The organism is Pseudomonas sp. NPDC089741 (genome assembly GCF_044748825.1).
Taxonomy (GTDB): domain Bacteria; phylum Pseudomonadota; class Gammaproteobacteria; order Pseudomonadales; family Pseudomonadaceae; genus Aquipseudomonas; species Aquipseudomonas helmanticensis.
In genome coordinates this window covers 144,736-168,932 of sequence record NZ_JBIVGT010000001.1, presented here as the reverse complement: position 1 = coordinate 168,932, position 24,197 = coordinate 144,736, and the positions used below count along the sequence as shown (strand labels likewise).

Annotated in this window: 16 protein-coding genes and 1 tRNA gene; 3 read left to right on the top strand and 14 right to left on the bottom strand. The window is 60.3% G+C overall.

Annotation, left to right across the window (positions count from 1 at the left end; all coding sequences use genetic code 11):
- Window positions 1–148 precede the first annotated feature (148 nt).
- From ACIPZE_RS00810 to ACIPZE_RS00765, 10 genes are all read right to left on the bottom strand, one after another.
- Window positions 149–1,723, bottom strand: coding sequence for an ABC transporter ATP-binding protein (locus ACIPZE_RS00810; RefSeq protein WP_400770593.1), 1,575 nt, complete (start codon window positions 1,721–1,723; stop codon window positions 149–151).
- Window position 1,724: 1 nt separating this feature from the next.
- Complete coding sequence (locus ACIPZE_RS00805; RefSeq protein ID WP_400770591.1) at window positions 1,725–2,747, bottom strand: ABC transporter permease; 1,023 nt, start codon at window positions 2,745–2,747, stop codon at window positions 1,725–1,727.
- Window positions 2,747–3,811, bottom strand: coding sequence for a microcin C ABC transporter permease YejB (locus ACIPZE_RS00800; RefSeq protein ID WP_283436328.1), 1,065 nt, complete (start codon window positions 3,809–3,811; stop codon window positions 2,747–2,749). Before ACIPZE_RS00800 ends, ACIPZE_RS00805 begins: the two co-directional genes overlap by 1 nt.
- On the bottom strand, window positions 3,798–5,648 hold the full coding sequence (locus ACIPZE_RS00795; RefSeq protein WP_400770588.1) for an extracellular solute-binding protein: 1,851 nt from the start codon (window positions 5,646–5,648) through the stop codon (window positions 3,798–3,800). Before ACIPZE_RS00795 ends, ACIPZE_RS00800 begins: the two co-directional genes overlap by 14 nt.
- Window positions 5,649–5,821: 173 nt before the next feature.
- Window positions 5,822–8,476, bottom strand: a complete 2,655-nt coding sequence (locus tag ACIPZE_RS00790; RefSeq protein WP_400770586.1) for a TonB-dependent receptor — start codon at window positions 8,474–8,476, stop codon at window positions 5,822–5,824.
- Window positions 8,477–8,593: 117 nt separating this feature from the next.
- Complete coding sequence (locus ACIPZE_RS00785) at window positions 8,594–9,097, bottom strand: RES family NAD+ phosphorylase (RefSeq protein WP_283436325.1); 504 nt, start codon at window positions 9,095–9,097, stop codon at window positions 8,594–8,596.
- A complete protein-coding gene (locus ACIPZE_RS00780) occupies window positions 9,094–9,570 on the bottom strand; it encodes an antitoxin Xre/MbcA/ParS toxin-binding domain-containing protein (RefSeq protein ID WP_400771024.1) in 477 nt (158 codons plus the stop codon). Before ACIPZE_RS00780 ends, ACIPZE_RS00785 begins: the two co-directional genes overlap by 4 nt.
- Window positions 9,571–9,841: 271 nt before the next feature.
- Complete coding sequence (locus tag ACIPZE_RS00775; protein WP_400770584.1) at window positions 9,842–12,769, bottom strand: TonB-dependent receptor domain-containing protein; 2,928 nt, start codon at window positions 12,767–12,769, stop codon at window positions 9,842–9,844.
- A 283-nt stretch (window positions 12,770–13,052) separates the two neighbouring features.
- Window positions 13,053–14,009: a FecR domain-containing protein gene (locus tag ACIPZE_RS00770; RefSeq protein ID WP_400770582.1), complete on the bottom strand. Its 957-nt coding sequence runs from the start codon at window positions 14,007–14,009 to the stop codon at window positions 13,053–13,055.
- Complete coding sequence (locus ACIPZE_RS00765; protein ID WP_129394164.1) at window positions 14,006–14,512, bottom strand: sigma-70 family RNA polymerase sigma factor; 507 nt, start codon at window positions 14,510–14,512, stop codon at window positions 14,006–14,008. The genes ACIPZE_RS00770 and ACIPZE_RS00765 overlap by 4 nt, the downstream gene beginning before the upstream one ends.
- 297 nt (window positions 14,513–14,809) lie before the next feature.
- On the opposite strand from ACIPZE_RS00765, the gene ACIPZE_RS00760 reads away from it, so the two are divergent.
- Complete coding sequence (locus tag ACIPZE_RS00760; RefSeq protein WP_400770580.1) at window positions 14,810–16,528, top strand: hydrogenase maturation protein; 1,719 nt, start codon at window positions 14,810–14,812, stop codon at window positions 16,526–16,528.
- Between the two features lie 169 nt (window positions 16,529–16,697).
- On the opposite strand, the gene ACIPZE_RS00755 is transcribed toward ACIPZE_RS00760, so the two are convergent.
- The 3 genes from ACIPZE_RS00755 to ACIPZE_RS00745 form a co-directional block, all read right to left on the bottom strand.
- A tRNA-Gln gene (locus ACIPZE_RS00755) sits at window positions 16,698–16,772 on the bottom strand.
- 290 nt (window positions 16,773–17,062) lie between these two features.
- Window positions 17,063–17,581 carry a G/U mismatch-specific DNA glycosylase gene (mug, locus tag ACIPZE_RS00750; protein ID WP_400770578.1) on the bottom strand — a complete coding sequence of 173 codons (519 nt, stop codon included), beginning with the start codon at window positions 17,579–17,581 and terminating at the stop codon, window positions 17,063–17,065.
- Between the two features lie 55 nt (window positions 17,582–17,636).
- Window positions 17,637–18,077: a hypothetical protein gene (locus ACIPZE_RS00745; protein ID WP_400770576.1), complete on the bottom strand. Its 441-nt coding sequence runs from the start codon at window positions 18,075–18,077 to the stop codon at window positions 17,637–17,639.
- Window positions 18,078–18,245: 168 nt separating this feature from the next.
- Here ACIPZE_RS00745 and ACIPZE_RS00740 point away from each other — a divergent pair, with 168 nt between their 5' ends.
- Window positions 18,246–19,106, top strand: a complete 861-nt coding sequence (locus ACIPZE_RS00740) for a GyrI-like domain-containing protein (RefSeq protein ID WP_400771022.1) — start codon at window positions 18,246–18,248, stop codon at window positions 19,104–19,106.
- A 45-nt stretch (window positions 19,107–19,151) separates the two neighbouring features.
- Here the strand turns inward: ACIPZE_RS00740 and ACIPZE_RS00735 are convergent, their stop codons facing one another.
- On the bottom strand, window positions 19,152–21,350 hold the full coding sequence (locus tag ACIPZE_RS00735) for an OsmC domain/YcaO domain-containing protein (RefSeq protein WP_400770574.1): 2,199 nt from the start codon (window positions 21,348–21,350) through the stop codon (window positions 19,152–19,154).
- 222 nt (window positions 21,351–21,572) lie between these two features.
- Here ACIPZE_RS00735 and ACIPZE_RS00730 point away from each other — a divergent pair, with 222 nt between their 5' ends.
- The gene (locus ACIPZE_RS00730) at window positions 21,573–24,185 is read left to right on the top strand and encodes an EAL domain-containing protein (protein ID WP_400770572.1); all 2,613 of its coding nucleotides are present in this window, start codon (window positions 21,573–21,575) and stop codon (window positions 24,183–24,185) included.
- Window positions 24,186–24,197: the final 12 nt, after the last annotated feature.

Genomic DNA, 24,197 nt, shown 5'->3' with positions numbered 1-24,197 from the left:
CAGCGCTGTTCAGTGACACAAAAAATCCCGCCCCTGTGGCGGGATTTTGCGTTTCAGCCCATGTAGGAGCTGCGGCACGCTGCGATCTTTTGATCCTGTTTTCAAATATCAGGATCAAAAGATCGCAGCGTGCTGCAGCTCTACAGGATCAACCACTGAAGGACGCTGCGAGTAATTCGCGGGTATACGGATGTTGCGCCGAATGGAACAACTCGGCCGTTGCCCCACGCTCCAGCACTTCGCCATCCTTCATCACGATCAAGTCATGCGCCAGCGCGCGCACGACCGCCAGATCATGGCTGATGAACAGATACGTGAGGCCATGCTCCGCCTGCAAGCGCCGTAGCAGCGTGACAATCTGTTTCTGCACCGTGCGATCCAGCGCCGACGTCGGCTCATCCAGCAAGATCAGATCCGGCTTGAGGATCAGCGCCCGGGCAATCGCGATACGTTGGCGCTGGCCACCGGAAAATTCATGTGGATAGCGATGCCGCGTTGCCGGGTCGAGGCCCACTTCGCGCAACACATCGATCACTGCCTGCTCGCGCTCGCGAGCATTGAGATCGCTGTGCACCTGCAAGCCCTCGGCGATGATCTGCTCCACGCACAGGCGCGGGCTGAGGCTGCCAAACGGATCCTGAAACACCACTTGCAGACGTTTGCGCAAAGGTCGTAGCTGCCTGCCGCTCAGTTGCTCGAGTGCCTCGCCCTGAAAGCGAATGCAGCCCTCGGCATCGATCAAACGCAGGATCGCCTGCCCCAGCGTGGACTTGCCGGAGCCGGACTCACCGACGATGCCGAGGGTCTTGCCACGCTGCAGGTTCAGATCAATGCCGTTGACGGCTTTCAGATACGACTTGGCTCGCAACCAGCCACCGCTCAGGCGAAAGTGCACCTTGAGATCGCGCACCTCCAGCAAATCCTCCGCAGCATCGCGACACAACGCCTCCCCACCCGGCTCGGCATTGAGCAGTTCGATGCTGTAAGGATGTTGCGGCGCACTGAACAATTGCTCGCAGGACGCCTGTTCAACGATCAACCCGGCGCGCATCACTGCCACGCGCTGGGCGATGTTGCGCACCAGATTCAGGTCATGGCTGATGATCAGCAACGCCATGCCCAGGCGCTCCTGTAGTTCCTTGAGCAGCAGCAGAATCTTGCGTTGTACGGTGACGTCCAGTGCAGTGGTCGGTTCGTCAGCGATCAACAATTGCGGCTCGCAGGCCAGCGCCATGGCAATCATCACCCGTTGCCGCTGGCCACCTGAAAGTTGGTGCGGATAGGCCTTGAGCCGCTCACGCGGACGTTGAATGCCGACCAGCTCCAGTAGTTCGACAATACGTTTGCGCGCCGCCGCACCCGCCAGCCCTTTGTGCAAAACAAGGCTTTCGCCCAGTTGCCGCTCGATCGTGTGCAAGGGATTCAGAGAGCTCATCGGCTCCTGAAAAATCATCGCAATGCGGTTGCCGCGCAGTTGCCGCAGATAGCGCGGGTGCACGCCAAGCAGTTCTTCGCCGGCATAACGGATGCTGCCGTCGATTTGACTGATGTTCGGGTCGAGCAGCTGCAAGATGCTGTGCGCCGTCACAGATTTGCCGGAGCCCGACTCACCGACCAGCGCAAGGCACTCACCGGGGCGAATGTCGAGGTCGATGCCGCGCACCACGGGCTGGCCATTGAACGCTACCCGCAAGTCGCGTATTTCGATCAGATGTTCATGCATATCAAGTCCTCGGATCAAACGCATCGCGGCAGGCTTCGCCGATGAATACCAGCAGGGAAAGGATCAACGCCAGGACGAAAAACGCGGTCAGCCCCAACCAGGGTGCTTGCAGGTTGTTCTTGCCCTGGCCGATCAGTTCGCCCAGCGAAGCACTGCCGGCGGGCATGCCGAAACCGAGAAAATCCAGCGCGGACAGGGTCGCAATTGCGCCGGTCAGAATGAACGGCAGATACGTCAGGGTCGCACTCATGGCGTTAGGCAGAATGTGCCGGACGATCACCTGTGCATCGCCAACGCCCAGGGCGCGCGCAGCTTTCACGTACTCCAGGCCACGACTGCGCAAAAACTCGGCACGCACCACGTCGACCAGACTCAGCCAGGAAAACAACGCCATGATCCCCAGCAGCCACCAGAAGTTCGGTTCGACGAACCCGGACAAAATGATCAGCAGATACAGAACCGGCAGCCCCGACCAGACCTCCAGCAAACGCTGACCGAGCAGGTCGATCCAGCCGCCGTAATAGCCTTGCAAAGCCCCGGCAGCAATACCGATCAACGCGCTCACCGCAGTCAGCGCCAACGCGAACAGCAGCGACACCCGCGCGCCGAAAATCACCCGCGCCAGGACATCCCGCGCCTGATCATCGGTGCCCAGCCAGTTTTCGCCGGTCGGTGGACTCGGCGCCGGTTCCGTCAGGTCGTAATTCACCGTATCGAACGCGAACGGAATCGGCGCGAACCACAAGCGCCCGCCCCGCCTCTCGATCAGATCGCGTACTTGTGCACTGCGGTAATCCGGCTGGAACGGCAGTTCTCCGCCGAAATCCTCTTCGGTGTAGCGCTTGAACGCCGGGAAGAACCATTCGCCCTGATACGTGACCAGCAACGGTTTGTCATTGGCGATCAACTCGCCGCCGAGGCTCAGGCCGAACAGTGCGAGGAACAGCCACAGCGACCACCAGCCACGCCGATGGTCTATGAAACGCGCCCAACGGCGCTGGCCGATTGGAGATAACGTCAGCATCAGGCAGCCCTCACGGTGAAGTCGATACGCGGGTCGACCAGCGTGTAACAGAGGTCGCCGAGCAGTTTTATCAAGAGGCCGAACAAGGTGAAGATGAACAGTGAGCCGAATACCACCGGGTAATCGCGTGACACCGCCGCTTCATAGCTGAGGCGACCGAGGCCATCGAGGGAGAAGATCACTTCGATCAGCAGCGAGCCGCCAAAAAACACTGTCACCAACGCCTGCGGTAACCCGGCGACCACCAGCAACATGGCGTTGCGAAACACATGGCCGTACAGCACCTGCCTTTCGCTCAGGCCTTTGGCGCGCGCTGTCACCACGTACAGCCGTGAAATCTCATTGAGAAAACTGTTCTTGGTGAGGATCGTCAGCGTGGCGAAACCGCCGATCACCAACGCCGTCACCGGTAGCACCAGGTGCCAGAAATAGTCGGCGACCTTGCCCCACAGCGACAGTTCGGCGAAGTTTTCCGAGATCAGCCCGCGCACCGGAAACCAGTCCAGCGCAGTGCCGCCGGCAAACACCACAATCAGCAACAGCGCGAACAGAAAGCCCGGCATCGCATAGCCGATGATGATTGCCGCGCTGCTCCAGACATCGAACGCCGAGCCGTTGTGCAAGGCTTTACGAATGCCCAGCGGAATCGACACCAGATAAGTGATCAGCGTCGCCCACAATCCCAGCGACAAGGTCACCGGGAGTTTTTGCCAGATCAGTTCGGTGACGCTGGCGCCGCGAAAGAAACTCTGGCCGAAATCCAGTTGCGCATAGCTCTTGAGCATCAGCCACAGGCGTTCGCTGGCAGGTTTGTCGAAGCCGTACTGACGCTCGATGTCCGCCACCAGTTTCGGGTCCAGCCCGCGCGTCGCTCGGGATTCGCCACCCATCGTTTCGACATGGCTGGCGCCCACTGCCGCACCGACGCCGATGCCCTGCAAACGCGCGATGGCCTGCTCCACCGGGCCTCCGGGTGCAGCCTGGACGATGACGAAGTTGACCAGCAAAATGGCGAGCAGGGTTGGCACGATCAGCAGCAGACGCCGCAGGCTATAACCCCACATGGGCGTACTCCTTTGGCTGTTGCTGCATCTGCGCGTGGGTCAATGCGCTGGGGCTGATTTCCCACCAAGTGTCGAGACCGGCGTCATACAGCGGCGCAGTTTGCGGGCGGCCGAACCGGTTCCACCAGACCGTGGAAATACCCGGCGGGTAATAGTTGGGAACCCAGTAATAACCCCACTGCAACACCCGATCCAGAGCACGCGCGTGACGCAGCAGGCTCTCGCGACTGTCGGCTTGCGCCAGTCCTTCGAGCAGCGCGTCGACCGCCGGATCCCGCAAGACCATGTAGTTGTTCGAACCGGGATCAGCGGCGCCGTCAGCACCGAAATAATTGAACATCTCGCGCCCCGGCGCCTGACTCACCGGGTAACCGGCGACGATCATGTCGTAGTCGCGGTTACGTACGCGGTTGGTGTATTGCGCGGTGTCGACCTGGCGGATATCGAAGCCGATGCCGATCTGCGCAAGGTTGCGCTTGAACGGCAACAGCAGCCGTTCGAAACCCTTCTGGCCGTTGAGGAAGGTGAAGTGCAGCGGTTCACCGGCAGCATTGACCAATTGATCGCCGCGCGGCGTCCAACCCGCCGCTTCCAGTAACTTCAGCGCCTGTAATTGTTCGGCGCGAACGTTGCCGCTGCCGTCGGTTTTCGGCGCCTGAAACACTTGCGTGAACACCTCGTCCGGTATTTGTCCGCGCAACGGTTCAAGGATTTTCAGTTCCTCGGCGTCGGGCAACTCGGTGGCCGACAAGGCGCTGTGAGAGAAGTAGCTGCGCTGGCGCAGGTACATGCTGCGCATCATCTGCCGGTTGCTCCATTCGAAATCCCAGAGCATGGCGATCGCCTGGCGCACGCGGCGATCCTGAAATTGCGCTTTCTGCAAATTGAAGACAAAACCCTGTGCACCTTGCGCCGCCCCCGGCGCCAGATGCTCACGCAGCAGTTTGCCTTGCTCCAGCGCCGCGCCGGCATAGCCGATGGTGTAACTGGTGGCCGAGAATTCGCGGTTGTAATCGAAGCCGCCAGCCTTCAGCACCTGACGCGAAACGTCGGTATCGGCGAAGAACTCCACACTCAACTGATCGAAATTGTACAGCCCACGGGTGATCGGCAGATCCTTGGCCCACCAGTCCTGCACCCGTTGAAATTTGACGCTGCGCCCGGCATCCACGGCGCTGACTCGATAGGGGCCGCTGCCTGGCGGAATCTCGAAACCTGCACCCTCCGCGAAGTTGCGGCTGCGCCACCAATGTTCGGGCAGCACCGGTAATGTCGCCAGATCCAGGGGCAAGGTGCGGCTGTCATTGTTCTTGAAGTTGAAGCGCACTTGCGTCGGCGACTCGACGAGCACTTCAGCGACATCGCGAAACTGCTGGCGGTACTTGAGGCTGCCTTGGCTGGTGAACAATTCGAAGGTGTAACGCACGTCTTCAGCGGTGATCGGCGTGCCGTCGTCGAAACGTGCGTTGGGGTTCAGGTAGAAACGCAACCAGCGGCGATCGGGATCAAGCTCCATCTGCTGCGCGACCAGACCGTAGACGCTGTAAGGCTCGTCCTTGCTGCGATAGGCCAACGGCGCGTAAAGCCAACCGTCAATGTCGGCAACGCCGGTGCCTTTGTCGGTGTAGGGAATCAGGTGATCGAACGGGCCGCTTTCCAGTGAGGAGCGGCGCAGGCTGCCGCCCTTGGGTGCGTCGGGGTTGGCATAGGCGAGGTGCTGGAAGTCAGCGGCGTATTTTGGGCTTTCGCCGTAAACCGTCAGGAACGGTTGCGGCGCCGCCCATGCCATTGGGCTGAACAGCAGACAAAGGCTCAGAATGGGGTGTCTGGCGAACATTTGGCAGATCCTTTTTACGTGGTGCTGTTACTGGGCCGCGAAGGCGTCCGATCAGTCACCAGAAATTTTTCAGCAGGCTAGCCGTGCCCCTGCAGGCGCTGCCGCAGGCTGCGATCTTTTGCTTTTTCAAGATCAACAGATCGCAGCCTGCGGCAGCTCCTACAGGGGGTCATTCAGAATTTGTAGGCGACCCGGGTGTACAGCGTCCGCCCGAACGGATCGCCGTATTTCGGGTCGTAACCGCTCTGGAACGTGTAGGTCTGGTTGCTGAATGGCGGCTCACGGTCGAACAGGTTTTTCGCGCCGAGGGTCACGCTGAGGGTCTTGCGCCAGGTGTAGGTGCCGGCCAGGTCCCAGACGTTGTAGGAACCGACGTAGTCGTGCGCCTCGCGATCCGAGTCGTGATAACCGCTGGTGTAGCGGTTGGTCAGGCTTGCGCCGAACGGGCCGTAGTTCCAGCTACCCGTCAGGCTGTGACGCCAGCGCGCCACTGCGCCCGCCGAAGCGAAGTCGCCGCCACGGAAGTCGCCGAGCTTGTCGATGTAGTCGCCCTTGAGCTGTTGCTGGTAGTCATAACGCGTGACGTAAGTGCCTTGCAGACCGATGCCGAAATTGCCGTACGGCGTGCTCGGCAAGCGATAGTCGAAGCTGACATCGACCCCGTTGGTCTTGATCTTGCCGAGGTTGGCCAGACCGGTGACGACATGATCAATGGAACCGTCAGGCTTGCGGACCAAGCGATCCGGGTACAGCTCCGGGTTCTCGAAAACCGCCGACTCGGGGAACTCGGCGATCTGGTTGGCAATGTCGATCCACCAGAAATCCAGACTGGTGGTCAGGCGGTCGAACGGCTGATAGACAAACCCGACGGTGACGTTGCGCGCCGTTTCCGGGCTCAGCTCGGTGTTGCCCCCGGTGCTGCGGTTGAACTGTTGCGCACAGTCACGGTTGGCGATGCCGCCGTTGCTCGGATTGCCGCCGGGGCACAGACGCGGGTCGTTGTAGTTGGCATTGGTGAAACTGGTGAAATTCGGGTTGTACAGTTCATACAGCGACGGCGCGCGGAAACCTTCGCTGTAAGCGCCACGCACCACCAGTTCCTTGAACGGCTGAAAGCGGAACGAATATTTCGGGTTGGTGGTGCTGCCAAAATCGCTGTATTTGTCGTGACGCACCGCCGCAGACAGTTCGAGGCTATCGAGTACCGGCACGTTGACCTCGGCGTATTCGGCCGAGACGCTGCGATCCCCGGCAACGCTACCGTTGGGGTCGACGCCAAGGCTTTGCACATCGCCGGCAAACTGCGCGAAGTCCTGATGGAAGTCTTCCTTGCGGTATTCGCCGCCCAACGCCAATGCCGAAGGCCCGGCACCGAACCAGTCACCGATCTCGCGACTGATACGCCCGTCGATGGCCTTCACCCGCCCTACCGCCGTGGCGTAATCGCCGTCCACCGCGTTGGCTGCCAACAGCGCCGAACCTGCTGCTGTCTGCGGGCCAAAAGGGTTGATCACACCGTTGGCAATGCCGGCGCTGACCGCATGGTCGTTGACGTAGCCGGCTTCAATACTATTGATCACTTTGTTCTGGTTGTACGAGGCACCGAGGTTGTAGTCCCAGCCGACGAGCGTGCCGTCGAAGCTCAGGAGTAAGCGCTGACCGGTGTTGTCGTCCTCATGCTGCCGTACGCCGACAGCGCTTTCACGCCAGTTCACATCCACTGGCTGCGTCGGGTCAAGCGCAAAGCCACTCGGGCCAGGAGTAATGCCGTTGCCCGGGTAGAACGCGGAGCCCGGATTGACCTGATTGCCCATCAACGTGCCGGGGCCGATCTGTGTGCGGTTCTCGTTGCGCGCCCAGAAATACTCGAGACTGACGTTGTGGTCATCCGAAAGCTTGCCGGTGGCTTTGGCGAAGGCCGAGGTCTTTTCGGTTTCCGGCACCAGATCGAGATAATTCCACAGGCTCTGGCGGCAGATGCCGTTGCGCGAGAGCAAGCCCGGGGCGTTGCAACCAGACCCCGCCAGCGGATTCGTCGCGTTGCGCCCCTGACTCCAGTTCGCCGGCGAGGCTGTACCCGAGGTGTAATCAAGACCACGACCGGGCTGATAGTTGTAGGTGTAGCCACGATCATCCGCCGCCAGGCGTTGTTGTTTGTCGTAGCTGACCACGCCGAAAACGTTGAAGCGGTCATTCTGCAAATCACCAAAACCCCAGCTGCCGCTGAAATTGCGGCTTTCACCACCGCCGGAATGCGTTGGCGTGTCGTAGTTGCTGCTGATCTGCCCTTCGGTGAGGCTGGTCTTGGTGATGAAGTTGATCACGCCGCCGATGGCATCGGTGCCGTACAGCGCCGAAGCACCATCGCGCAATACTTCAACCCGGTCGATGGCAGCGAACGGAATTGTGTTGAGGTCTACCCCGGAGCCATTGATTGCGTTGGTGGCGTTGTTGCTCAGGCGACGCCCATTGAGCAGCACCAGCGTCTTGTTCGGGCCAATCCCGCGCAAGTCCGCATAAGACGCCCCGCCGCTGCTCGAGCCCACCGAACGGCCCGAGCCGACTGAGGACTGGTTGGCGGAAATGCGACTGACCAGCTCTTCAGTGGTGGAAACGCCCTGCTCACGCAGTTCTTCGACACGCAGGATGGTCACCGGCACTGCGGTTTCGGCATCGACGCGGCGGATTGCCGTGCCGGTGACTTCCACCCGTTGCAGTTGGGTAACGGGTTCATTTGCCGAGCTATCAGCGGCGATCGCCGGCAACGTGTTGATAGCCAGCAGCAAGGCCAGGCTCAAAGGCGATTTAACGGGTGAAAACTGAATCATGAACAGCCATCCCTGCGTTTTGGTTTATGCAGGGATGTGCGACGACGCAGAGGGATTTATAGAGCGCGGGTTAGACCGTTGGGTGATGAGGTTATGCAAAAAAACAATGCTCACACATCAGGTCGATGCCATCTCCTTCAACAGCCGGGTATCCAGGCCAAATCGCTCCTGAGAGACCATCTTGAACTGCCCCTCTGCCAGTTCGCAGCTCACCAGCAGATTCCACGAATGACGGGTTGCCACCGAGGGGATCAGCACAAATGGATGCTCGGCCAATAATGCGTCGACAAACAGCTGTTGATTGGGTGACGGTCGTGAGGGGTTCAACCAGTAAGGATTCGGCACTTCTTCTGGCTGTACGATTCTGACCCTTGCATCACTGATGACCTCAAAGCACGTGAGTACATGCGGCTCGCTGTCCAGCGCATCAAAACTGCGATTGGCTGCCACCTCGAGAATGGCCGAAGACGGATCGACCGACGCGTAAACGACTCGCCGACCGGGCGCATTCCATCGACCACCCTTCAGCTTTGAACCAACCCCGCTGTCCCACGTACCTCCGTATGCCTCCCGGTCCAGCCGCCAGGCGTACCATTGCTCGTCCCAAGGCAAAGGATTCATGGGTAGCCGCCATACAAGATCTGATTCAGGTATTGCTCGACCATCTGAAAACCCAGTGGATGAAGGGTCAATTCCAATGGCACGTGACCGTTCAGATAAGGGCTCGGCTTCTGCATCCACTCCTCGGCCCGGGACAGTCCCGCAAATGCACGAATGGCCAGCTCAAGTACCAACGCATATTGATAGGCGATGACGCTCTGCCGGGGATCAAGCCGAACCGGATCACCTTGCTTCATAAGCCGGCGCACGATTCTGACAGACTTGCCGGTGATCCGTTTGACCATGTCACCTTGCAGGTACATTTGCGAGGTTGAAAGCATGTTGACGACGTCACTCAGCTCAAAACCATCGTTCGTCAGCTGAACGATCAGCATCGCATCGTCACCCATGTTCTGGCCATGCACGAGCAGCTCGACAGGTTTGCCCTCGACCTTCTTCAGCCCCGTAAGCCTGGGCGCTTTCGTTACGGGCATCACGGCATCCTCAATGGGGCATCTGGCGCGATCGTCGCGCCAAAGATGGCGAGGGGAATAAGTAGGCGTTTCATGCTCGATGTGTTGGGTACGCATAATCCATCCTTTGTCTGGGCTCCGAGCGCTCAAACCGCTCAGCGACTTCAATGTCACGACCGATGCTATAGATCCCGCGTCCGACGACCAACCTGAAAAAGTCGTCGGAAAAATTCCCTGCTTGCCGCAAAAAACGCCGTTTTTCGTAGGACGCCATCGAGAAAAAATCGCGCAATCAGCCGCCGAAGTGATAGCTCACATCCAGCCACCACTGCCGCCCGTACGGGTCATAGTTGCCGGTCGGGTAGTACGGCCAGCCTGCCGAATCATCGTGTTTAACCTGATTGAGCAGGTTGTTCACGGTCAGCCCGACACTCGCCCGATCATTGAGTTTGTAACGTGCGCTGGCGTTGAACACCGTCCAGGGCGACAAACGCCCGTCCCCCGCGCCATTGGTGACCGAACCGTAGCGAATGCCCATCAGCGTCGCCGTGGCTTTCTGATAATCCCAGGTCAGGCTGGCGTTGACCTTGCTGCGCCAGTCGTAGTTGGTGCGCGAGGTACGCCAATCCTGGGTCGGCGCTTCGTCCGACTCCTTGTAGTAATGCGACAGCACCAGGGTGTAACCCAGCGCCGAACTGAAGGCGCCGTATTGCCCGGCGCCCCAGCGGATGTTGCTCTTGAAGTCCAGGCCACTGACACGTTCGCTGGCGGCATTGATGGCGTTCACTCGCACGCGCTGTAACTGGTTAGGATCGATGGCCGCATTGCCGGCGTTGCGATCGATGCGTGCCAAGGTCGATTGGCAATTGGCCGAGTTGATGTCCTGGGTGCCATTGCGACATTCGTTTTCTTCTTGCAACAAACGGTTTTCGTCGACGGTGGTCAGCAAGTCGTCGATCTCGACACGCCAGAAATCAGTAGAAAAATCGAAGTTGCGCGACGGCGACCAGACAAACCCGTACGTCCAGGATTTACCCCGTTCAGACTCCAGATTCGCAGTGCCGCTCTGGGTGTAATCGACCCGCCCGCGATCACAGGCGCCCTCCACGCCCTGGCTGCAACCGTAGTAGTCGATCTGCGCCGGGTAGTAACCGTTGCTGTCGGATTGATAGATGTAGTTGAGGTCCGGCGCGCGGAAACTGGTGCCGTAACTGCCGCGCAGCAACAGGCTGGTCACCGGACGCCACTCCAGACCGAGGTTGTAGGTTTTCTGTTGCTCGGTGCGACCGCTGAACTTGTACTGATCCCAACGCCCCGCCGCCGTGGCCAGCACGGTGTCGGTGACCGGAATGCTGAACTCGCCGCCCGCCGCATAACGCTTGCGCGAGCCACCGGAGCTTTGCGCCGGGCTAACGCCGTAGAAACTGCCGTCGTTGAGGCCGTCATCCGGGTCGACGCGGTATTCCTGCTTGCCCGCCTCGAGCACACCGGCGAACCCTACCGGGCCGGCCGGCAGATCAAGCAGATCGCCATTGACCGAGGCGTTGTAGCTGGTCGACACCGACTTGCTGCTCTGGGTCAGGTTGCCGCGAAACTGCTGCCATTCCTGCGGCGTCAGTGGCCGGTCAAGACGCGATGCATCCGGGGCGAACACCGGATAACCGCCGCTCACGCCCAACTGCGGGCCGAGGTAAAAATCCTGGATTGATGAAATCGGCGTGTAACGGGTGGTTCTGACGCTGCGATATTCCGAGCGATTGGCCGCCAGGTCGTAACTCCAGCCGGTGTCGGCGATCTTGTCGGAGAGGCCGAGGGTGCCGGTCCACGACGTGTCGCGCCACTTGCTGTTATTGCTGGTGCGCCCGCCAATTTCTTCTTCGCCGAATCGACGATACCAGCGCTCCAGGTTGCCGCTGTTCTGGTTGATGAAGTCCGGCGAGGTGAAGGTCGGGCCACGGGTGTTGTTCTGGATGTGGTCGAGGCCGTACATCAAGTCGGCGAAGACCTGGCCGCTGTCGCTGAAATGCCAGGTGCCCCGCGTGTAGCCGTCGTAGTTTTCCTTCTGGGTCTGCACGGTCCAGTAATCGTTGTACATCTGATCGGTGCGGCAACGCCCGCCACTGTTGAACAACTTGTTGCCGAAGGTGCCCTGATAGGCACCGCAACCCGGGCCGAGATAGCGACTGTTGCTCAGATCGCGGCGGTAGCCGACATCCGCCAACGGGCCGCTTTGCATGAAGCCACGGTCATCGGCCCAGATCGGGTCACGGTTGGTCAGTTCGAGTCCGAACAACCCGTCGAAATCCCCCCAACTGCCGCCGCCGCTGATCTGCAAGCGCTGGTTATCGCCGCCACCGCGCTCGCTGGTGCCGCCCTTGAGGTTGACGTCGACACCGTTGATCTTGTCTTTGAGGATGATGTTGACCACCCCGGCGATGGCATCCGAACCGTAGATCGCCGAGGCGCCGCTGCTGAGAATTTCGATGCGTTCGATCACCGCTGAAGGAATGTTCGCCAGGTTGGTGAAATTGACCTTGCCGTCGTACGGCGTGGGGTAATCCGCCACACGCCGGCCGTTGATCAGCACCAGCGTATGGTTGGGGCCGAGGCCGCGCAGGTTCAGCGCGCTGGCGGCCGGTTGCCAGGTGTTGCCGTAGTCTTCGCCTTGGGTCATGCCGGTGTTTTGCGTCTGGGTGGCCAAGGCGTCGTAGACGTTCTTGTAGCCGCGCGCTTCCATTTCTTCATGGGTGATGACGTTGACCGGCGTCGCGCCGTCGCTCTGTGCACGGGCGATGCGCGAGCCGGTGACGGTGACTTTTTCCATGCGGTAATCGGCATTGGTGACGGGCGCCACCACAGTGACTTTGGCTGGCACTGGTGCGGCAGCGTCAGCGTCAGCTTCACGAATGCTCAAACCCTGATTGCTTTGCTCGACTTGCAGGCCGCTGCCGAGCAAGGCCTTTTCTACCGCTTGCCGGCCGCCCAAAGCACCTCGCACGGCCGCGCTGCGCTTGCCTTGCACGAGGTCCTGACTGAAGGAAATCGGCACGCCGGCCTGCCGCGAGATATCCAGCAGCACTTCGTCGAGCGGGCCGCTGGCAATGTCGAACGTGAATACCGCCGCAGCGGCTTCCTGCGCCAGCGCTGGCAACGGCGCAATGCCCATGGCCAGTGCAGCGGCGAGGGTCAGTCGAGGTAATTGTTGTTTGAATGAGAACATCGAGGGGCTTCCCTGTTGAAGGCATCTGCAGGGAATGAGCAGCGGGCCGGCGCTTTTTATAGGCCGGCATTTAGGCCAAGAAGTCATATCCCTATAACCGAATAGAACGCACCGCGCTGCCGCAAATCTCGATCCTTGCTTCCCGTAGAAGCTGCCGCAGGCTGCGATCTTTTGATCCTCAAAAACAACATAAAAAGACCGCAGCAACCTGTAGGAGCTGCCGCAGGCTGCGATCTTTTGATCTTAAAAAACAACATCAAAAGATCGCAGCCTTCGGCGGCTCCTACAGGGGGTTGGTGCGGGGGGCGATGGAGACCCAATAGGGGTTGTGCCAAGTCACGCGGATCGGCAGCGAACGCTCGAGCAATTGCAGCGTGCGGTCACTGTCATCCAGCGGATAGAGACCGCTCAGGCGCAGATCGGCGACCTCCGGACTGACATGCAAAATGCCCCGCCGATAGCGACGCAGGCTGTCGATGACTTCACTCAGCGGACGGTCGCGTACCTCCAGCCGTCCTTGCGTCCAGGCGCCTTCGTGGCCTCTGCTGCGCTCCATGGACAGCACGCCAGCGGCGTTGAAAATCAAACTCTCACCCGCCCCGACCACCTGCCGCGCGCCACCCGCCGTGAGCACTTCGACCTGCGAATGGAGCATCACCAAACGCGTGGAATCGTCGCCCTGCTGCACCAGAAACTTCGTCCCCAACGCGCGCATGCGACCGTGTTCGGTCTCGACCACAAACGGTCGCGACGGATCCTTGGCGACGTCGACCAGCAACTCACCACTGCGCAGTGCCAGCAAGCGCTGAGTGCTGTCGAACAAAGGCACCACCCGGCTGCGCGCATTGAGGGTCAACGCGCTGCCATCCTGCAGAGTGAAATCACGGCGCTCTCCGGTGCCGGTCGACAGTTCACCCGCTTCGGGCAGCCAGCCATAACGCCGCCCGAGCAAACCGGCCAACACGGCAACAGCGAGCACGCTCAAACTGCCGCTGATAAAACGTCGACGACTCGACGGCGCATTCAGGCTGTGCAGCAGGCTGTTGCGTGGCAATCCACTCAGGCTCGGATTGCGCAGCAGATTCAAACCGCCGCCCATTTGCTCGATGATCTGCTGATGCCGTGGATCGGCCGCGCGCCAGGCATCGAACGCCGCCCGCTCGCCGAGGCTGACGTCGCCCGACTGCAACAACGCCATCCATTGCGCCGCCTCATCGACCAGCGTTTCGTCGGGCCTCATGCCTGCATCGCCTGGTAGCAACGCTTGAACGCTTCAACCATGTATTGCTGCACGCGACTGGTCGACACGCCGAGGCGCTGGCCGATCTCGCTGTAAGTCAAACCGTCGAGCTGGTGATAGAGAAACGCCGCTTTGGCTTTGGCCGACAGACCGTTAAGCAGGCGATCCACCGCCAGCAACGCCTCGATCACCAGCGCGCGCTCTTCTGGCGATGGATGCACCGGTTGCGGCGCCAGCGCCAGGCTTTCCAGATAGGCACGTTCGAGATCCTGACGACGCCAGCCTTCATAGACCAAGCGCCGGGCAATGGTGGTCAACAGTGCGCGCGGCTCACGGATGGCCGTTGGATCCGGCAGCGCCAGAACCCGCAGAAACGTTTCCGATGCGATGTCCTGCGCGCCGTGCGGGCAACCCAGCGTGCGGCCGACGGCAGCGCACAGCCAGCGATAGTCCTTTTGGAACATTTGCCCAATGATCTGGTAATGCGGGTTATGCCCACCCATGCCTTGCTCCCTGAAACGGGGTCCACCCGCTGCGAAAAACCATCGTTCTGCCGGGATCGTCCGGCTCTGATCAGGCGCGACTGTGCAATAGCGTCGAAAACATTTGAAGGAATAAAAAATAATCATAAACAAACAATTTTGCATAAGACCCTTCATCGCCGCAGAAACATTGGCCAACACAACGTTGACCCTGGTCACGAGTGCACGCCTGGACACTGATTAATCTTCCGGCTCCATCGAAGGCCAGGGACGGCTCACCGGGAGCCCGCGGCTGATCCCATTCAAGGAAGAACATTCATGCGACCACTCAACATCATCCTGCTGTCGTCGGCGTTCAACGGCCTGACGCAACGCGCCTGGCTGGAATTGCGTCAGGCCGGGCACTCGCCCAGCGTCGTGCTGTTCACCGACGAAACTTCGGTGTGCGAACAGATTGAACACAGCGGCGCGGACCTGGTGATCTGCCCGTTCCTCAAGGACCGCGTACCGCAAGCGTTATGGAGCAACACGCAACGTCCGGTGGTGATCATTCATCCAGGCATCGTCGGCGATCGTGGGGCCAGCGCGCTGGACTGGGCGATCAGCAACGAACTGTCGCGCTGGGGCGTCACCGCCTTGCAAGCCGTGGAGGAAATGGACGCTGGCCCGGTCTGGGCGACGTGCGAATTCAATCTGCCGTCGGAGCTGCGCAAATCCGAGCTGTACAACGGTCGGGTCAGCGATGCGGCGATTCGTTGCATTCGCGAGGTGGTGGAGAAATTCGTCGACGGCTTTGTGCCGGTACCGCTGGATTACGCCAATCCGACCGTCCGCGGCCGCCTGCAACCGAACCTGAAACAGGTGGATCGCAGCTTCAACTGGCACGACTGCGCGCGTTTCATCAAACGTTGCATCGATGCTGCCGATGGCCAGCCGGGTGTGCTGGCGAGCCTCGCCGGCGGCCAGTACTACGTGTACGACGCGCATCTGGATTCGCGCAGCGGCCTGCCCGGTGAGATTCTCGCCGTGCACGATGATGCGGTGCTGGTGGCGGCAGGTGATCAGAGCGTGTGGCTCGGTTCGCTACGGCGCAAACCGCAACCAGGCGAAGAAACCTTCAAGCAACCGGCGCGGCATTTGCTCGCCGGGCCATTGGCCAATGTGCCGACACTGGACTGGTCGATCGCCAGCCAGCCGTTCAGCGACGAGGCGTATCAACCGCTGCGCTATCGTGAGTCGGGGCATGTCGGCGAGCTGACCTTCGAGTTCTACAACGGCGCGATGAGCACCGAGCAGTGCCAGCGCATGGTCGAAGCGTTGCGTTGGGCCAAGTCGCGCGACACGCGGGTACTGCTGATCAGGGGCGGACGCGGCAGTTTTTCCAACGGTGTGCATCTGAATGTGATTCAGGCAGCTCAGGATCCCGGCGCCGAGGCCTGGGCGAATATTCAGGCGATCGACGATGTCTGTGCAGAGCTGCTGAGTGCGCGGCAACTGGTGGTCAGCGGCGTGACCGGTAATGCCGGCGCTGGCGGTGTGATGCTGGCGTTGGCGGCCGATATTGTCTTCGCCCGGGCCGACATCGTGCTCAACCCGCACTACAAGAGCATGGGTTTGTATGGCTCGGAATACTGGACGTACAGCCTGCCCCGCGCAGTCGGCCCGGCAATGGCCGAGCAATTGACCCAGGCGTGCCTGCCGGTCAGCGCCCACCAGGCGCTGCAATTGGGCATGGTTCAGGAAATCGGCCCGCGCTGCCCGGATGAGTTTGCCCTGTGGCTGCTGCAACGCGCCAACGCCGTGCTTAGCGATCCGACCTACGCCGCCGTGCGCGAGCGCAAGTCGCGGACTGATCAAGTGCTGATTCAGCAGTGCCGCGACAGTGAGCTGCAAGAGATGCAGGAAGACATGCTCTACAACCGCAGCGGGTTTGCCGAGAAATGCCACCACTTCGTCTACAAGCGCAAGGTGTGCGGGACACCGGCGCGGCTGGTGGCGGATTGGGCGCGGGGGCAAGAAGTCGAGTTGGCGGGTTGAATCGACGGTGAATGGGCTGGAGCTATCGCGAGCAGGCTCACTCCTACAGTGGGAACGCGTCCTCATGCAGGAGTGAGCCGTACTCGCGATCACGACGGTACATTCAGCATCGTACAAATCGCAGGCATAAAAAAACGCCAGTTCTCGCGAACTGGCGTTTTCTTGAATATGGCAGGGGCGGCTGGATTTGAACCAACGCATGGCAGGATCAAAACCTGCTGCCTTACCGCTTGGCGACGCCCCTGTATCTCACACTGTTTATCTGTCTGTGTGCGAATGCGCGGCAATTTACCAACATTCCTTCCATCTGTGAAGCCCTGAATGAAAAAAAATTTGTTTTAAAACAGCCAGTTATTATTTTTCGGGGATGTAAAGCCGTTCCCGGGGCCATTTTGGCGGCCCGATGGTGGCGAAATCAGCCGCCCATTGCGCTGTGTTGAGCGCCACCGCCACCTGGATGGTAGCGACCTGCGGCGCAGCCTCGACTGCATCAATCCTGGCTGGCGAGAAAAAATTGCCGTGCCCACGGCCAGGTCACTGCACAGCGGAACTGGCCAGCCGCAGTTGCCGGTATGCCGCCACCAATTGCTCCTGCGTAAACGCAAGATTGCGCCCGCTCGGGTTGGGCAGCACCCACACCGCCGCGTTACCGAAGGTTTGCGTCTGCAACCCCCACGCGACGTGCTTCTGGCCCGACAGCGCGGCATACGCCACCTTGCCGAGAAACGCCACGTAGCGTGGCCCATGCTGGCGGATCTTGTCCTCGAAAGCTTCCGCCGCCGCGCTGAATTCCGCCTGCGACAACTGATCCGCGCGCGCGGTTGGCCGGTCGACCACCGCCGTCAGGCCACAACCGTATTGCAGGATCGAACGATCCTGCTCCGCCGCCACTTCATGCGGGGTGAACCCGGCCAGATGCAAAGTGCGCCAGAAGCGATTACCGCGCCCGGCAAAGTGATGCCCCTGAGCCGCCGCCAGCAGCCCCGGGTTGATCCCGCAGAAAACCACTGCGAGATTCTCTGCGAGGATGTCTTCGAGCCCTTCGCCCGCCATTCGATCACCTACCCTCAAACGCGCCTCGAGCGCCATGAACCGCGTCAAATCAAACTTACAAAACCCGCTTGAGCACCGCCAACGAAACGCGCGGCACGATCATCTTCTCGATCAGGGCAACCACTTCCTTCGCGCCAAAACAACGAAACATCACGCACCCGGCGTCGGTATCCAGGCGGATGATCCGGGTGATGAAACCGCCGTCGATGCACACACCCTTGATCATGCCGAGCGGAATCTCGATGTCCAGCGTGCCGTCCTGCACCAAGCGGTTCATGGCGTTGGCGTTGAGTCGCAGTGCGGTTTTGGTCAATTGCATGCTGCCGCCGACCCACAGGCCGCCGTAGGCTTGCTGGAACGCTTCCATTACTCCGGCCAGCACGTTCACATTGCCGGCGCCGACGCTGTCGTAGAAATTGCCGACCTCTTCGTAATTCACTTCAACGTCGGCCACCAGAAAGTTGACCAGTTTGGACTTGACGATTTTTTCCGCCATCCGGGTATCTCCATGACGTAATGGTTATTCCATGCAAACGCGGTGCACGCTGATGTGCGCTGGCCGGGACTTATGCCACATTTGAGCAAACCCGGCTAGGCGCCATCCCGGCGCTTTCGCCGATGCTGTGCAGACCGCATTCCAAGGAGACCTCAGCCAGTGTCCGAACTGCCGACCCCAGCCGCCTACACCCAGCGATTCAACGCGGTACTTGCCTACATCGAGGCCCATCTCGAAGGTGACTTGTCGATCCACGCATTGAGTCAGGTGGCGAACTTTTCGGCGTTTCACTTCCATCGGCAGTTCAGTGCCTTCGTCGGCGTACCGGTTTCGCGTTACGTGCAGTTGATGCGCTTGCGCCGGGCGGCGCACCGGCTGAGTGCGACGGGGCCATATTCGATACTGGATGCCGCAGCGGACGCCGGTTTCGACAGCCCGGAGGCTTTCAGCCGAGCGTTCAAGCGCGACTTTGGCATGGCGCCGAGTGCGTTCAGGAAGGCCGCCAACTGGCAGCACTGGAATGCGGTGTTCGCTATTCCTCATTTTCCCAGGAACGTGATCATGCACACAAGAATCGTCGACTTCGCCAGCGTCAGAGTCGCCGCGCTGGAACACCACGGCCCACCAGGACTGGTCAACGAAAGCGTGCGCACATTCATCGAGTGGCGTATGCACAGCGGCCAATCACCGGTGACGACGAGCCGGACTTTCGGGATTCCCTATGGCAACCCGGACACCACGCCTGCGCAGGATTTCCGTTTTGCCGTGTGCGGCGAAATTGACGAGGCGGTAGCGCCCAACGAATTCGGTGTACACGAACGCGTCATCGCGGCAGGACGTTACGTGGTGGTGCGACACACTGGTTCACCGGACCACATCGGCGAATCGATCTATCCGATTTACCGTGACTGGTTGCCCGCCAGTGGCGAGGAACTCAGGGATCAGCCACTGTTTTTCCATTACCTGAGCGTCTACCCCGAGACGCCGCAAGAGCACTGGCAAACGGATATTTACGTGCCGTTGCAGTAAACGCAAAACCCGTGATGAAGACATCCTTCACCACGGGTTTTGATTTTATCGGGCGGTAAAACCGGCCCGCGCCGTGTGCAGCTTCTTGTAGCTCTCGATCAGGCGCAGATGCCGGTCCAGACCTTCCAGTTTCAGGCTGGTCGGCGTCAGGCCGTAGAAGCGTACGCTGCCGTTCACCGAGCCAATCGCCGCGTCCATGCGCTCGTTGCCGAACATGCGGCGGAAGTTGGCTTCGTAGTCTTCCAGTTGCAGATCCTCGTCCAGCTCCATCTCCAGCACCACGTTGACCGCTTGATAGAACAAGCCGCGCTCGACGGTGTTGTCGTTGTATTGCAGGAAGGCTTCGACCAGATCCTTGGCCTGATCGTACTTCTGCAGGGCCAGACAGATCAGTAGACGCAGCTCGAGAATGGTCAACTTGCCCCACGGCGTGTTGTCGTCGAACTCGATGCCGATCAGCGTGGTGATTTCGGTGTAGTCGTCCTGTTCGCTGTTTTCCAGGCCTTGGGCGAGGTTGCGCAGACCGACCTTGCTCAGGGTGTGCAGATTGAGGATGTCGGCACGAAATTGCAGGGCTTTGTTGGTGTTGTCCCAGATCAGGTCTTCGACCGGGTAGATCTCCGAGTAGTCCGGCACCAGAATCCGGCAGGCCTTGGCACCGATGTGCTCGTAGACCGCCATGTAGACTTCCTTGCCCATGTCTTCAAGGATGCCGAACAGGGTCGCGGCCTCTTCGGCGTTGGAGTTTTCGCCCTCGCCTGAGAAGTCCCACTCGACGAATTCGAAATCCGCCTTGTCGCTGAAGAAACGCCACGACACCACACCGCTGGAGTCGATGAAGTGCTCGACAAAGTTGTTCGGCTCGGTGACGGCCTGACCGGAGAAGGTCGGCTGCGGCAAGTCGTTGAGTCCTTCGAAACTGCGGCCCTGAAGCAATTCGGTGAGGCTGCGTTCCAGCGCCACTTCCAGGCTCGGGTGCGCGCCGAACGAGGCGAACACGCCGCCGGTGCGCGGGTTCATCAGGGTCACGCACATTACCGGGAATTCACCGCCCAGCGACGCGTCCTTGACCAGCACCGGGAAGCCCTGCTCTTCCAGGCCTTTGATGCCGGCGAGGATGCTCGGGTATTTTTCCAGCACTTCCTGCGGCACGTCCGGCAGGGCCATTTCGCCTTCGAGGATTTCGCGTTTGACCGCGCGTTCGAAGATTTCCGACAGGCACTGCACCTGCGCTTCGGCCAAGGTATTGCCGGCGCTCATGCCGTTGCTCAGGTAGAGGTTTTCGATGAGGTTGGACGGGAAGTACACCACTTCATTGTCCGACTGGCGCACAAACGGCAGCGAGCAGATGCCGCGCTGAGTGTTGCCGGAGTTGGTGTCGAACAGGTTCGAGCCGCGCAGCTCGCCGTCGCGGTTGTAAATCTTCAGTGTGTACTCGTCGAGAATTTCAGTCGGCAACTCGTCTTTCGGGCCAAGCTTGAACCATTGTTCGTCCGGGTAATGGACGAACTCGGCGTTGGCGATCTCTTCGCCCCAGAACTGGTCGTTGTAGAAGAAGTTGCAGTTCAGGCGCTCGATGAATTCGCCCAGTGCCGAGGCCAGTGCGCCCTCTTTGGTCGCGCCCTTGCCGTTGGTGAAACACATCGGCGAATGCGCGTCGCGAATGTGCAGCGACCAGACGTTGGGTACGATGTTGCGCCACGAGGCGATTTCAATCTTCATGCCCAGGTCGGCGAGAATCCCCGACATGTTGGCGATGGTCTGCTCTAGCGGCAGGTCCTTGCCGGCAATATAAGTGCCCGCATCGGAGCCGGAGGCCGGCATCAACAAAGCCTGCGCATCGGCGTCGAGGTTGTCGACTTCTTCGATGATGAATTCCGGGCCGGTCTGCACGACCTTCTTCACCGTGCAGCGGTCGATCGAGCGAAGGATGCCTTGGCGATCCTTGTCGGAAATGTCGGCCGGCAACTCGACCTGGATCTTGAAGATCTGGTTGTAGCGGTTTTCCGGGTCGACGATGTTGTTCTGCGACAGGCGAATGTTTTCCGTGGGGATGTTGCGGGTGTCGCAGTACAACTTCACAAAGTAAGCCGCGCACAAGGCCGACGACGCGAGGAAGTAGTCGAACGGCCCCGGTGCCGAGCCATCACCCTTGTAGCGAATGGGCTGATCGGCGATCACCGTGAAGTCGTCGAACTTGGCTTCAAGTCGAAGGTTGTCGAGAAAGTTGACCTTGATTTCCATGCGGGATTACCAGAATACGGCTAAACGAATGGCCGCCATTATCCGGTTTTTCAGCGGGAAGTCTTGTGCTTTCGGGATTCACCGCTGATCGGCAACTGCCCCTTTGACGGGCAAATTGCAGCGGGTTCACTACGCTTTTGAGGGCAGTCGCGCAGAAGAATCGGAACATTGCACCCACGCCATGGTTCTAGATTCAACAGACAGCGGATCAAGGACGAGCACATGGACATTTCCAGCTATGCGGCGCCCCTTCCACCCCGGCAAGGTGCCGTCACCCGGCGCCTGGCCTTCGCCGTCGGCGCGCTGTTCGTCACTGGGGTGATCGCGGCCACCGTCGCCCTGCTTGGCATTGCCAACCGCCTCGACCGTGAAGAAATCGAAGAAACCCGGTTTTACTCGGCCCGCGCCCTGGAAAACCGCATCACCGCCTCGAAAAACTACCTCAGCAGCTACGCTTATTGGACCACCGCCTATGAGCATCTCGGCGATCCGGTGGACACAAACTGGGCATACACCGAGCAGAACATCGGCAAAACCCTGTTCACCAGCGACGGCTATGACGGCGTGTTCGTCCTTGACCGCGAACGCACGCGCTACGCTGTGGTGCGTGGCCAATTAGTCGATGCGGACATCGCCGCGTACTTGCAACTTCCGGCCGCCGCGCTGGTGGATCAGGTGCACGGGCTGGCCGACCTGAGCAAACCCGTCAGCGTTTACGCCTTGTTCGAAGGCTGGCCAGCGTTGGTCTCGGCGGCGGCGATCCTGCCAAACGATGAACGCCCGTTGGGCGATCCGCAGAAAACCTCGGTGCTGGTGTTCGTCGACAAACTCACCCCGACCAAATTGCGTGCGATCGGCAGCGGCTATGGCCTGCGCAACCTGACCCTCGCCCCCGATGAAAGCATCGCGCCAGACCGGCCACGGGTGGCGCTGGACAGCACCGGTTTCAGCCTCATCGCTGATCAGGAACGACCGGGGCAGCAACTGTTGTGGTCGTTGTTGCCGACTCTTGGCGCAACGATGTTGGTGCTGATGCTGTTGACGGCCTACTTTTTTCGGCATGCCCTGCGCTCCTCGCAATACGTCGATAAAAGCTTCGCAGTGATGCAGGCCTCCAACATCGCGCTGGAGTCGGTCAACCGTGGTCTGGAAGCCAGCGAAGAACGATTTCGCGCCGTTGCGGAAGCGGCCTCGGACTGGATCTGGGAAGTCGACCGCGACTTGGCGCTGACGTATCTGTCGGCGCGTTTCAGCGAAGTGACCGGTTACTCGCACACCCTGTGGCTGGGGCAAGACATTGGTCAGTTGCTGTTTTGCGACACCACGCCGCTGCAACTGTGGCTGCGCAAACTGACCGAAGAAGCCAATGCCAGCGATCTGCGCTGCACCTACCGCGATCAGTCTGGCCAGCAACGTCACTGCCGCTTGTCGGCCCGGCCGATTTTCGACAAGGACGCATTGATCGGTTATCGCGGCACCGCCAGCGACATCACCGACGAGGTCGCCGCCCACGCGCAGATCCAGCACCTGTCGATGCACGACGCCCTGACCGGCCTGCCCAACCGCAACAAACTCGCGCGTTATCTCGACGAAGCCCTGCTACTCAAGGAACACGCGCCGGCGCTGTCGCTGCTGATGATCGACCTGGACAACTTCAAGCCGATCAACGATTCCCTCGGCCATCCCGCCGGCGACGCAGTGCTGCAAGAAGTCGCCGCACGCCTGCGCGAGTGCACCCGCGAACACGACATCGTCGCGCGGCTGGGCGGCGACGAGTTCGTGGTGGTGCTCAATGGCATGGACAGCCACAACGAAATCGACAAGTTCTGCACGCGGCTGATCGGCAGCCTGCATCAACCGGTGCTGTTCGAGCAGCATCCGTTGCACGTCGGCGCCAGCATCGGCATTGCCCTCAGCCGCCGCCACGGTTATGTCGCCAGCGATCTGATCCGCTACGCCGACATCGCGCTGTACAAGGCGAAATCCGAAGGCAAGAACACTTGGTGCTATTTCGAAGCGCACATGAGCGATCAGATCCAGACCCGTCGACAACTCGAAGATGACATGCGCCATGCGCTGACGCACAACGAGTTCGTCCTGCATTACCAGCCACGCTACAAGGTTGATGGCAAGCACATCGTGTCCGTCGAAGCGCTGGTGCGCTGGCAGCATCCGATTCAGGGCTTGCTAGCACCGGACGTGTTCATTCCGCTCGCCGAGCAGACTGACTTGATCGTCCCGCTGGGCCGTTGGGTGCTGCGTGAGGCTTGCGAAACCGCGTTGACCTGGCCGGCGGATATCCTGCTCTCGGTGAACCTGTCGCCCGCACAGTTTGCCGTCAGCGACGTGGTCGAGGATGTTCGCGAAGTGCTGGTGCAAACACGTTTCCCGGCCAGCCGCCTGGAGCTGGAGATCACCGAAAACGTCATGCTCAACGACACCGACGGTGCGCTGGCCACCATGAACGCCCTCAAGGAACTCGGCGTGCGCCTGAACATGGATGACTTCGGCACGGGCTATTCGTCCCTCGGCTATCTGCGCGCTTATCCGTTCGACGGCATCAAGATCGACAAGCGCTTCATCGCCTCGATCAGCAGCGGCAGCAACGACCGCGCGGTGGTACAAGCCATTATCGGGCTGGGCAAAGCCATGGGCCTGACCGTCACCGCCGAAGGCGTCGAAACCGAAGAACAACTGGACATTCTCGGCAAGGATCAATGCAACGAGGTGCAGGGTTACTTCATGAGCCGACCGATCGACAAGGCCGCGTTCGCACAGTTGCTGGAAAGCTCGAGAAGCGCGCAGCCCAAGCAAAAGAAAGGTCGCGTGACCTGAGCCGATTGGCCC